This window comes from Buttiauxella agrestis (assembly GCF_900446255.1).
GTDB classification, from domain to species: domain Bacteria; phylum Pseudomonadota; class Gammaproteobacteria; order Enterobacterales; family Enterobacteriaceae; genus Buttiauxella; species Buttiauxella agrestis.
Window position 1 is genome coordinate 2,611,356 of record NZ_UIGI01000001.1, and the last position, 11,753, is coordinate 2,623,108.

Consider the following 11,753-nt stretch of genomic DNA (forward strand, 5'->3'; position numbering starts at 1 on the left):
TATAACATCCCTCACCCACCAAAAGAACGCCCTTCACCCTGCCAACCCGTGGTTTGCAGGAATTGCTCCCAGGTTAATGCCTGTGCGTTAATCTCCCGGCTCCACAACAAATCACGATCTTCGCGGAAATAGCCAAAATCAAACGCGTATTTTGCCATGCCGACAATTTCCGCCGTTAAGCCAGGCATGCCGGAATAGGACGGGAAATGGTGCAGCAATTCGTCGCGCGTAATTGCCGGACGGTACTGCGCTTTTATACCGGTTACACGGGTGAAGGTTTCCACCATTTCTCCTGGGGAAAGAATTTCTCCAATAATGGGCAGTGCGCATCCTGCGTATTTATCCTGGTTATCAAAAATCTCCAGCACTGCCGGGCCTGTTGCGGTTAGCGGGTCGACAAACGGTGCACGGAAATCTTCAGGCAAATAGATCGGGAAAACTAACGTGTCACCTTCTTGATACGGTGGGTAATACTCCAACAAATTGGTATAAAAGAACGCCATATAAATAAATGAATGGGTGATGGGCAGTGTACGAATGTATTCCTCAACAAGGGCTTTATCAGTGAAATGCGGCACCCATATTTTGCCACCCGTAATGCTATCAACATTCTCAAGGCTTGAGAAAACCACGTGCCGCACGCCCGCTTCAACTGCCGCATCGGCCATTTCCTTACCTAATTGCGTTTCATTTGTTGGGGCGTATGGCGCGTCTGGCGGGATACCCGGCGTCATCATGAATACCCCATCAGCCCCTTCAAATGCCCGAATAAATTCCGCTTTGTGTCCGATTTCTAGCGGCACCTGAACCAGTTCCGCTCCCAAACTTGCCAGTTCTTGTGCCTCAGGTGAGTCCACCCGACGGGTTAACCCACGAACGCGGTAACGCTGGCTTTGCAGTAAAGAACGCACCACGCTGCGCCCCTGTTTGCTCAGCGCGCCGACAACGGTAATCAGTGGTTTGGTATTCGATGACATTTTCTTTCTCCTGATGATTCACTGTGTGGCTTGAATTATCAGGACAACTAAGCGATAAGAGAAATCGATTGTTTTTTACTTAGGAATCCACCTGATGGATACCACACGCATAGATTTGAATTTATTGCTGACCCTTGAAGCGCTGCTCGCCGAACAGAACGTGACAAAAGCCGCTGCAAGGTTGCACCTTAGCCAGCCGGCGGTCAGCGCCCAGCTCAATCGCCTGCGGGATTTGTTTGATGACCCGTTGCTGCTGCCCGCAAGGCGCGGTATGACGCCAACCGCTAAAGCGCTTGAGTTGATTGTCCCGGTGCGCGAGTCACTGGAAAAACTGCGCCATACGTTGCATTCGCACCGAGATTTTTATCCTCAGCACGCGAGCCTGACGGTAACCATAGCCTGTACTGACTACATTCAGGCCGCTCTGGTGATGCCACTGGTGCTGGCTCTGCGCCAGAAAGCGCCTGGCGTGCGCATCGCGGTTCGTCATCTGGATATGGCGCAGTTAGACCACCAGCTTGCCAGCGGTGAAGTGGATCTGGTCTTTGCTTCTCATGACTCTTTCCGCACACATTTACGCACCACGCATCTGTTTAATGAAAGCTACGTGTTGATTGGGCGGCGCGACCATCCCGCGCTTAAAGCGGATTTGCCACTGGAAGCGTTTGTGAAACTCGAGCATGTCATCGTCTCGCCTTCCGGCGGCAGCTTTACCACGCCGATTGACGACGCGCTGGCGGCATTTGGGCACAAACGTAACGTCGTGATGTCGGCCGCGTCATTTTTGTTTATTCCTGAAATTGTCCAGAAAAGCGACCTGGTTGCGTTGATTCCGCGACGCTTGTTACAGGTGCTCTCGGCACAGCTTGCTGTCATAGAATTACCCTGGCTCGCCGAGCAATTTGATATATGCCTGATCTGGCATGAACGCAGCCACAGCCACGCCGGGCACCGCTGGGTGAGAGAGTTGATTGTTGAGATGAATAGCGAAACCGAATCTTAAACAGTACCCGCGACATGCGGGTACTCTGCTTAACGCACGTTTTTCGGCAAACAGCCGTAATGCTGACGAAACCGGGCAGTAAATCGCGAACTGGAAAGATACCCGCAGCGCGAAGCAATTTCGCCAATCGGCAACGTTGTGGTTTGCAATTGTGCCAGCGCAAAGGACATGCGCACCTCTTCGACAATTTGCCGATAACTCCGGGACTCCTGTTGCAGTCGTCTGCGTAATGTGGATGCGCCTAGCGACAAATGCTGGGCAATCTCTTGCGCCGTCCAGAGTTTTGCTGGCGACATCATGATGATTTGCCGGACTTGTTCGGTTAGATTGTAACGGCGCTCGATCAGCAGTGGCCCGGCTAAACCGTCCTGATGAAGGGCCAATAACAGCCCCATCGCCTGATGCTCCTGAAGTTTTGCGGGCAAATCATCACGCACGGCGTGCAATAAATTCCCCCACATAAACTTCAGCCCCTGGCTCATTGGCGCGCATAAAGACACGTGCCTGGCAGGAGGATAGTCCTGAATATAGTGTGTTTTAAAGGCGGCCAGTAATTCCGGGGATAACAGTAATAATTCCGAGCGAAATGTACCTTGCGCAGGTTGGTTAATAATCTCCAGCTCCGTATTTGCCGGGATAATAATCAGCACGTCAGGCGTTGCCAACAGGCGATTTTCGTCCTGAATAATGACTTTGCTTCCCTGCGTAATATGGCAAATCGCCGGTGAAAAAAGCTTCACGCGATGCAACCGGTGCAGTTGGCTTGAATAAACCTCTGCCGTCGTCAGATTCTTATGCTGAAAATGTACATCCTGCACCGTCACACCCGCCTTTTATCTTGCGTAATTTGTTGTTAATACGGATTTAGCAATCACGTTGCTGTTAAGCATAAAACCGACCAGCGCCCCGCTCGCATTACTGTCAATCGGCAGTTTATCGCTGCTTAAAGCCCAGACGGTAAACTGGTAACGATGCGGTTTTGCCCCAGCCGGAGGACATGCGCCACCAAACCCCGAGAAACCAAAATCGTTACGCCCTTGCACCGCGCCTTCGGGCAGTTTCGCCTGTGTTTTCGCACCAGCCCCGGCTGCAATGGCGTGCACATCGGCAGGAATATTAACCACCGTCCAGTGCCACCAGCCGCTGCCAGTCGGGGCATCCGGGTCATAAACGGTAATCGCAAAGCTTTTGGTGCCAGCCGGTGGATTGCGCCATGACAACTGCGGAGAGATGTTTGCACCGCTACAGCCGAAGCCCTGGAAAACTTGTTTATTCGTTAATGGCGCATCTTGCGAAATATCGCTGCTGCTCAGCGTAAACGTCTGAGCCGCTGAAACACTAAAACTGATTGCGGCTACGATTCCTGCGGCCAGGGTGGCGACTCTTTTCATTGGTTTTCCTCATTATTGAATTGAGTCACCAATGTAAAAGCTGTCGCTTCCCCGTGTTGTGCACAGATGATTTTATTTTGTGCCGAAACGCTCACCCGATGTTTTTATAACTCAACGGTTATTGAATTCCCACAGTCGATTGAAATTCACGTCATTGAGATTTCTGTCCGGCGCGATATTGCCGTTAAACGGGCGAGCGGTGGTTGCGGCACTGCCCCATGGCGATAGAGAATCATAGCCGCCATCAATAGTTGAATTCATGATAACGGCCTGGCTATTCGACGTTTTGCCCGCTACATACCCGGTCGCTTTTGCCCCTTGATCCCACGCGCGCCCCAGTTTTGCAAAGTAACCGTTTTTAAAACCTGCATCGGTCGTAAAGCGGCTATTTTTCACCAGGAACCCGTAAGGGTTATCAGGTAGCGTGTTTGGTGCCAGCACGAAAGCTTCGTTCTTCTGGCGTGAGGAAACGGTGTGGAAATGGACGTTATCAAACACCGCATTCGCACGGCCAAACACGTAATCCACATCACCTTCGATGTAGCTGTCTTTCACCAGCACACGGCTGATTCTGTCTGTCACGTAGCGGTTTTTCGGGTCGCTGGTGTTCACAAAGAACGTGTCCTGGCGGCCAATTAAGCGCACATTTTCGATTTGAACTTTGTCGCCATCAGTACGTAAAGCCACTCCCTGATGCGGCCCGTCATCTACGGTATCGAGCAGAGAGTTAACCACGCTCAGGTTCATTAGCTGGAAGCCATGGTTTTGCGACCAAAGCACCGCCGCACAGGTTGTTGCCACTGCCGCAGCGGTTTTGGTGGCGCAGGTTTGGTACATTTCCCAGGCCGGATCGCCAGGTTGATATTGCGCGTTTGGATTGACCGTTTTCCGCCAGACTTCCGGTGAAATCATCGAGTCCAGCGCCAGCTGTATCGTCACTTGCTCGGGCTTTTCGCCCCCGCCCAATAACGTCACTGGCGGTGCATCCATCGGAATGTAAACCGTGCCTTCGTACACCCCCGGAAGAATTTTTATCACAATTCGCTGATGAGATTTTGCCGCTTTTATGGCGGTGTTCACGGCCTGTTGCACGGTCTGATACGGCGCATTTTTTCCGACAATCCAGGGGGTATCAACACTATTAAAATCCAATGACTCAGGCGTCCATGGGTCGTTTTGCGCCCTCGCAATCATTCCTCCTCGAGCAAAGTAATGCTGCTGGGTGAAATTTTGCGCTTCAGACTGGCTTAAAACCGGCCGGGTTTGGCTGCCCGGAGCCTGCTGGTGTGAGGCGGATGATGAAGTACATCCTTGCAATACCAGAGGGAAACACAGCACAGCTAAAGCAGAGTAACGAGTTAATGACATAAGTTAAGCCCCTGTCTTTTATTAATGTTTTATTTACAAAACCAAAAGCCAATTTAAATAAAACATCATTTTAAAAACTTGAGCGAGCTGGCATTTTCGCATTCGTCACAAGGAAGAAATCGGTAGGTGGCATTTATTTATCTTTTCTGCCAGGATTCTCACACCCATCAACCCACTGAATATATAAGGAGGCCCCCATGCAGTTTTGTGAAGTTGTATTTCTTTCACATCCTCTTGGTGATCGCCTGAGCTCAAGCGTTATCGATATCGCACTGCGATAATCCGGCTTGAGCGAAGCAAACCACTGAAAACCCTTCCCTCGGGCTTACCGGGTTATCGTCGAATCTGACGAGGCGTTCTATCGCCTGACTCTTGAGTAAGCAAAATGAGCACATTATTAACCGCACAATCTCTTAGCCTTGATACCGCTTTTGGCCCTCTGCTGGCTGACATCACCTTTACGCTGAAAAAAGGCGACCGCCTGGGCTTAATCGGCCATAACGGCTGCGGCAAAAGCACCCTTCTGAAACTGCTCGATGGCACTATTTCTCCCAATAGTGGCAGCGTGACGCGTGCGCATCACTGCCTGCTGGCACGTGTTGAGCAGCATTTGCCTGAAGATTTGCAAACGCTGACGCTTCTGGATGCGGTGATGGCGCGTCTGAATGAAGCGCAACAACACACCGACGGCTGGCGAGCGCAAGCGCTGCTGGCAAGTATGGGATTTGACGAATCGGCGTGGCAACTGACTGCCGGAACCTTGAGCGGCGGGCAGCACACGCGTCTGTTATTGGCGCGGGCGCTGATCACCGACCCGGATCTTCTGCTGCTCGATGAACCGAGTAACCACCTCGATTTGCCGACGTTGCTGTGGCTGGAGCAATTCTTACGTGACTGGAATGGCAGTTTTGTACTGGTTTCCCATGACCGACATCTGCTGGATAACGTCACCAATGGCACGTGGATTTTGCGCGACCAGCGGCTGAGTTTCTTCCAGCTTCCCTGCACTGAAGCACGTGCGGCGTTAGTTGATCGGGACAAAACCGACGCCCATCGTCATCAGGCGGAACAGAAAGAAATCGACCGGATTGCGGCCAGTGCGAAGCGGCTCGCCATTTGGGGGCGGGTTTACGATAACGAAGACCTCGCCCGCAAAGCCAAGCAAATGGAAAAGCGCGTGGACAAATTAAAGGACAACCAGACGGAACTTGCAGCCCTGAATCAATGGCAGTTAATCCTCAAAGGCGAAGCGTTACCGGCGGACCGATTGCTGGAAATGGAAAACCTGGCGGTTAGCCCAGCGCCCGATTGTCCACCGCTGTTTAACCTCCCGATGCAGCGCCTGAAAAGTGGCGATCGGGTCGCCATTATTGGCCGTAACGGTTGTGGCAAATCGTCGCTATTGCGCCTGCTGTGGCAGCATTACCAGCAACCGCAAAATGACGACGCTATTCGCCTGCATCCGCGGGTGAATATGGGTTATTACGACCAGACGCTGCATCAGTTAAGGGATGGTGACACGCTGCTTGAAGCGCTGGAGCCTTTCGCGGCGTTAACCGAGCGCGACCGCAAAATGGCGTTAATCAGCGCTGGATTTGCCTGGTTGCGCCACGGGCAGACCGTCAGCACGTTAAGCGGCGGCGAGCGTTCTCGCCTGCTGTTTGTCGGGCTGACGCTGGCGCGTTATTCGCTCCTGCTGCTGGATGAGCCGACTAACCACCTGGATATGGAAGGCAAAGAGGCGCTGGCGGAAACGCTGCAAAGTTACGACGGCGGCGTGTTACTGGTGACGCACGACCGGACGTTAATCGCCAAAAGCTGTAATCGCTTCTGGCTGATTGATAACGGCGAGCTAAGCGAATGGCACTCTCTGGACGGGCTTTACGCGCAGTTAACGGGTGAAAATGCAGCTGAGATATCGTCACCAAGACAAGTCGTCGAAACGGTTATCCATACGGAAACGGAAGCCTGGCTTGAAAGACTGGTGGAACTGGAGGAAAAACTTGCGCAGGATTTAGCGCGTAAGCAAAGCCACCAGAAACCGGCATTGCAGCAGGCGTGGCGCGAAGAGATAGCCGCGCTGAATCTGCGGTTAGAACTGGAGTAAGACAAGGCCCGTTATGCTAAAAAAGTGACAGCGTAACGGGCCATCTGAAAATGGCCCCGTGCTTTAGCTTTCACGCATCCCAAAACGGTGGCGCTGGCATATCGGACATTCTGAAGTTTGCCCGGACCAGGCAGTAAACGGGCGATGGCAGGTGTGACAGCTGTTTTCAACCAGCGGCAAAACGGTGGATGTGCTTTCAGCGTTTTCAACCACTTTTAGTGCCTTAGGGAAGCAAATATCTTCGCAGCATCCGCACCCCGTGCAGAGCGTGGGGTTCAAAGTCATCGACTCGCTATCGATCTGAATAGCCGCTTCAGGGCAAATTCTGGCGCATGCGCCGCAGAGATAACACAACGATTTATCCACCAAAACCTGATACTCGCTGACCTCAGAGAAGAAAGCCCGGCGTGCCCTCCGACCAGGCGTAACACTGCCGGTATTATCAGCACTATTTTTTAGCTGCAACCAGTGGCGACGTCTTTGATCAACGGTGGCTTCCTGCGGAGGCAGGATGACCCAAAGCGGTTGCTTAAGTTTTTTGAGCCTAAGATTGAGCGTCGCCAGCGCAATAACCCAATTAGGGTGCTGCGCAGTATCAAATTCGACAGCCCGGATCTCATATTGCGCGTGCCACATAAGCAGCTCGTCAACGGCTGGCGGCGTCAGGCTAAGCGGCATCACCAGGCGTTCTTCCCGGAAATAACGTCGTGGAGGTTCAGGCGTTTCAATTGCACCTGTTGGGCAGGCAAACAGACATGCTCCACAAGCGATGCAGGCATCCATATCAATATGCACACTGTCATTTTGCGCAATGGCAGCGTTCGATGGACATACCGCCAGACAAGCCTGGCAATCACTTTGCGCAACGATATGATGAACACAAGAGCGCCCAACTCTGATGAGAGTTGGACGTGTGTTTTGTGAATTGAAATGCATCAATTAATTGATGCTAAAGAAACTGAATCGCAGCAATATTTCTGCGACCAAGACTAAGCCCCCACCCAGCGCCAGCAAGGATTTACGAATGTTCCCCGAGCGTAAACTTAACGCCAACAGGCAACCCCCCACCACCAAAGTCACCCACGCGGTGAGGCGTAAAACGCCCTGATCTTTGAAGGCGTCTAATGGCTGATGCGGGAAGGTTACGACGTCGCTCAGGCTGACAGTGGCGAGGTAAGTCATGTACAGCGGTTGAACCAGCAAACGCAGCAACGTGACGCCAAAAAGAACCAGCACAGCCGTCACCATGAACTTTCTCACCGCTTGCGCGGGTAATCGGGTCTGAATCGCAAATACCCATAAACAGGCAACCGCCCCCAGGCTGAACGTGGTACCAAAGAACATCACAAAGGTATTGAAATGCATCCATGTCACGACAGACGCGTGGACATAAATTGCGCTCATACAGACGATGTCGATAACCCCCAATAACGAGGCGACCAGCAGCAACAGGGTAAAAACTTGCTTTTTCAGTAACACAATTAAGGTCGCCAGCCCTAAAACCGCAAGATATAAACTGGCGAACACAATTTCACGGCTCAACCATGAACTGCCAAAATGTGTGAGAGTATGAAACGCATTAAGCGGATAGCCCAAATGCGCGGTGGATGCCATCAGTCCCAATGCCCCGGCAATGAAAGCAACCAACATGGCGGGTAATCCAACGGAGTGTTTTGCTTTCACGTTGAGTGTGCTACTGGCTGAAAGCAATGCGAGGGTGGTGAAAACGGTTAACCCAACAGAACCCTGCACTAACAGCGTGAAGATAACGAGTGGCCATTCATGCATGATTATTTACTCCCCTTTTCTGCACCCTGGTGCGGTTTGATGACCAGATTCGGATGCGTAATGGAGGAGTCCGGCAGCCCCTGTACATCACTCACTTCTCCATAAAGCGCGCGCAATTCTTTTATCGGGCCAAATTTAATCGCCCCTAACGGGCAGGTCGCCACGCAAATGGGTTGCTGACCTGCGGCTAACAGATCGACACAGAAATCGCATTTTGACATCTGACCAGTGGCCTGATTGAGTTGTGGCGCGCCGTAAGGACACGACCAGGCACAATATCCGCAGCCAACGCATTTATCGGTATTGACGCGCACAATGCCGTCGCCTGGGCGTTTGTGCATGGCGGTCGTCGGGCAATTCACCGCACAAACTGGGTCCTGACAGTGGTTACAGGATATCGACAAGGTGTAGGCGTAGACGTTGTTGTGAACGCCACCCTGGCCGGTGGCAATGAATCCGCCACCTTTAACTTCGTAAACCCGGCGGAACCGACGCCCCACTTCAAGGTTATTTTTGTCTTTGCAGGCAACCTGACAGGCTTTACAGCCCGAGCAGCGCGAAGAATCAATAAAGAAACCCAACTGTTGCTCGCTAACAGGGGCGTAATCAATAAATTTACTCATGCTTTTGCAACCTCCACGAGCATAGTTTGGTGGGAGTTTCCTTTTGCCAGCGCGGTGATACGCGCGGAGCTGAGCACATTGGCGCAACCGCCGTGGTCAACTCCGTTTGCATCAGGTTGCCACCAGGCTCCTGCCTGCATCGCGACAACGCCCGGCATAATGCGTGGTGTGACTTCTGCCGGAACCTGCGTCACGCCGCGGTCGTTATGAATACGCACGCTGTCGCCCTGCGCTATTCCACGTTTTTGGGCATCAAGCGGGTTAATCCATAATTTTTGGGTCTGCACTTCCTGTAACCACGGGTTTGCATACTGTGTAGAGTTAGCGCGGTTTTTACCCTTCCACGTGATCAGTTGCAGCGGGTATTTTGCGGCAAGCTTATCTTCCGGGCCTTCATGGGCCGGAACATAATGTGATAGAGCCGGAATTTCCGGGTGATTCATTTGATATAACCGCAGGGAGAATATTTCAATTTTCCCGGACGGCGTTGGGAACGGATTATTTTGCGGGTCACTGATATTGTCAGCAAAAGCGATGTGCGGTTTGCCTTTGAATAAATGGCGGCGGCTAACCTGCAATTCGTCAAATGTCGGTAATTGTTCGTCCGGCATTGCCTTACGCGTATTTTCCCAAATTTGCGTAATCCACTGTTTCTCATCACGACCCAGGCTAAACTCTTTTTCAATTTCCAGTTTCGCGGCGACTTCGCGCAACCAGTCATAATCAGACCGGCGTTCAAATTCAGGCTCGATGAGTTTTTCGGAAAGAATAAGATAATTAGCGGTACCCCAGGTTTCGCCAATATTCCAGCGTTCCATAAAGCTGGTTTCAGGCAACAGCAGGTCGGCGTATTTCGCGCTTGGTGTGAGATATAAATCGCTGGCGACGATGAACTCAATTTTTGACTCATCTTCCAGAACTTTTATGGCTTGATGAATATCCGGGTTTTGGTTAGCTAAATAATTTCCGGCAAGCGAAAATAGCATACGAATATTGCTGTTGAGTTTCTGCGCATCTTTCAGACCATCTTCTGGCGTCACTTTGCTGGCGTCATCTGCCGCCTGCACCCAGTTCATCACCGAAATTTTTTCTTTGACTGGATTGTCTGGCATTTCAGGACCGGTGGTAAATTTCCGATTCCCAATACCGCCGTAGCCTCCGGCCCAGCCCCCTTTCTTACCCACATTCCCAGTGATAGTGGCGAGGAGCGTTGACCCTCTTGCGGTACGCTCGCCGCAGTTATGCCTTTGCGGTCCCCAACCTTGTATCAGCGCGGCGGGTTTGGTGGTGGCGTAATCACGGGCTAACTGGCGAATGGTCTGAGCCGGGACATGCGTAATCACTTCTGCCCATTCCGGGGTTTTCTTGACACCATCTTTCATGCCCATCAGATAGGCCACCAGTGATTCATTGGCTGGCACGCCTTCAGGCATCGAACTTTCGTCAAAACCGAGGGTGTATTTTTCAATAAAATCTTTGTCGTGCAGATTTTCGCTGATGATGACGTACATCATCGCGTCCATTAGCGCGTTATCGGTGGACGGACGCAGTGGGATCCATTGTTCGGCAAGCGACGATGCGGTATCGGAATAACGAGGGTCAACCACGATAAAGCGCGTACCGTTCTGCTTCATCTGCTGGAAGTAATGGTTGGTATGACCAAAAATGGTTTCCGTAGGGTTATGCCCCCACAGGATAACCAGCGGGGTTTCGCTCAACGTATCCAGTGTGTTTCCGCTGGCTGCGCTCCCGTACGTATAAGGGGTCGCAGCTGCCGTATTCCCCATACTCACCGAGTGATAAGACTGGAGATAACCACCGGTAAGATTAAGCAAACGACGCACCATGCTGTCACCGGAAAATGCCCCGCCGCTAACCGCTGTGCCAACATGCACATAGCGTGAGGCTGGCCCATATTGTTGCGTGATGCGTTTGAGATTATCTGCAATCAGGGTGGTCGCTTCATCCCAGCTGATGCGCACGAACTTGCCTTCGCCTCGTTTGCCGACGCGTTTCATCGGGTATTTCAAACGGTCCGGGTGGTAGACGAATTTACGATAGCCTCGCCCACGCACACAGGCACGCATAATCGGCATATCCGGGTCTAAATCGCCATCGGGCTGGGTGGTGATGCGGGTAACGACACCTTGTGCAACGTGTGCGCGGATGTCACATTTCCCGCCACAATCAAAAGTGCTACAGGTAGGGATAATTCGTTCAGGAGAAACGCCAGAATTAACTTCAGCTGGCGTTGTTTTTGCGGCATTCGCAAATTTAACGCCCACAAAAGGAACTGCGGCTAATGCACCGCTGGCCTTAACAAAATGGCGACGCGTGATCCCTGAAGAAACATCGCCCTTATTTTTATTCGTCATCGCATTTACTCGAAAAGAAAATGCATTATCCGATTTGCAATTAATGATTTATTTGCGTGACATCAATCTGGATGGGATCTTTGTAATTTTCAGAATTCATCCCGTTTACGATTAAATTAAT

The 11,753-nt window shown here is 51.7% G+C and carries 10 protein-coding genes; 2 read left to right on the forward strand and 8 right to left on the reverse strand.

Translation table 11 applies throughout. From position 1 onward, the window contains the following. Window positions 1-11 precede the first annotated feature (11 nt). Window positions 12-977 carry an NmrA/HSCARG family protein gene (locus tag DY231_RS12525; RefSeq protein WP_115628703.1) on the reverse strand — a complete coding sequence of 322 codons (966 nt, stop codon included), beginning with the start codon at window positions 975-977 and terminating at the stop codon, window positions 12-14. 94 nt (window positions 978-1,071) lie between these two features. Between DY231_RS12525 and DY231_RS12530 the strand changes: the two genes are divergently transcribed. Then, window positions 1,072-1,980 (forward strand): LysR family transcriptional regulator, encoded by a 909-nt coding sequence (locus DY231_RS12530; RefSeq protein WP_115628705.1) that lies wholly within the window; start codon window positions 1,072-1,074, stop codon window positions 1,978-1,980. Between the two features lie 29 nt (window positions 1,981-2,009). Here the strand turns inward: DY231_RS12530 and DY231_RS12535 are convergent, their stop codons facing one another. The 3 genes from DY231_RS12535 to DY231_RS12545 all read right to left on the reverse strand — a co-directional run bounded on the left by DY231_RS12535 (window position 2,010) and on the right by DY231_RS12545 (window position 4,739). Beyond that, window positions 2,010-2,798 (reverse strand): helix-turn-helix transcriptional regulator, encoded by a 789-nt coding sequence (locus tag DY231_RS12535; protein ID WP_115631835.1) that lies wholly within the window; start codon window positions 2,796-2,798, stop codon window positions 2,010-2,012. Between the two features lie 15 nt (window positions 2,799-2,813). Next, the gene (locus tag DY231_RS12540; RefSeq protein WP_115628707.1) at window positions 2,814-3,371 is read right to left on the reverse strand and encodes a kinase inhibitor; all 558 of its coding nucleotides are present in this window, start codon (window positions 3,369-3,371) and stop codon (window positions 2,814-2,816) included. 111 nt (window positions 3,372-3,482) lie between these two features. Beyond that, window positions 3,483-4,739, reverse strand: a complete 1,257-nt coding sequence (locus DY231_RS12545) for a putative acyl-CoA thioester hydrolase (RefSeq protein ID WP_115628709.1) — start codon at window positions 4,737-4,739, stop codon at window positions 3,483-3,485. A gap of 385 nt (window positions 4,740-5,124) precedes the next feature. Here DY231_RS12545 and DY231_RS12550 point away from each other — a divergent pair, with 385 nt between their 5' ends. Then, a complete protein-coding gene (locus tag DY231_RS12550; protein ID WP_115628711.1) occupies window positions 5,125-6,846 on the forward strand; it encodes an ABC-F family ATP-binding cassette domain-containing protein in 1,722 nt (573 codons plus the stop codon). Between the two features lie 63 nt (window positions 6,847-6,909). Here DY231_RS12550 and DY231_RS12555 read toward each other — a convergent pair whose 3' ends face one another. Genes DY231_RS12555 through DY231_RS12570 form a run of 4 tightly spaced genes read right to left on the reverse strand, consistent with a single transcriptional unit; the run spans window position 6,910 to window position 11,632 of the window. Then, complete coding sequence (locus DY231_RS12555) at window positions 6,910-7,782, reverse strand: DUF362 domain-containing protein (protein WP_115628713.1); 873 nt, start codon at window positions 7,780-7,782, stop codon at window positions 6,910-6,912. A 3-nt stretch (window positions 7,783-7,785) separates the two neighbouring features. Further along, complete coding sequence (locus tag DY231_RS12560) at window positions 7,786-8,634, reverse strand: dimethyl sulfoxide reductase anchor subunit family protein (RefSeq protein WP_115628715.1); 849 nt, start codon at window positions 8,632-8,634, stop codon at window positions 7,786-7,788. A gap of 2 nt (window positions 8,635-8,636) precedes the next feature. Further along, window positions 8,637-9,257 carry a DMSO/selenate family reductase complex B subunit gene (locus DY231_RS12565; protein WP_115628717.1) on the reverse strand — a complete coding sequence of 207 codons (621 nt, stop codon included), beginning with the start codon at window positions 9,255-9,257 and terminating at the stop codon, window positions 8,637-8,639. Beyond that, entirely contained in the window at window positions 9,254-11,632 is a 2,379-nt protein-coding gene (locus DY231_RS12570) for a DMSO/selenate family reductase complex A subunit (RefSeq protein WP_115628719.1), read from the reverse strand. Before DY231_RS12570 ends, DY231_RS12565 begins: the two co-directional genes overlap by 4 nt. Between the last annotated feature and the right edge of the window lie 121 nt (window positions 11,633-11,753).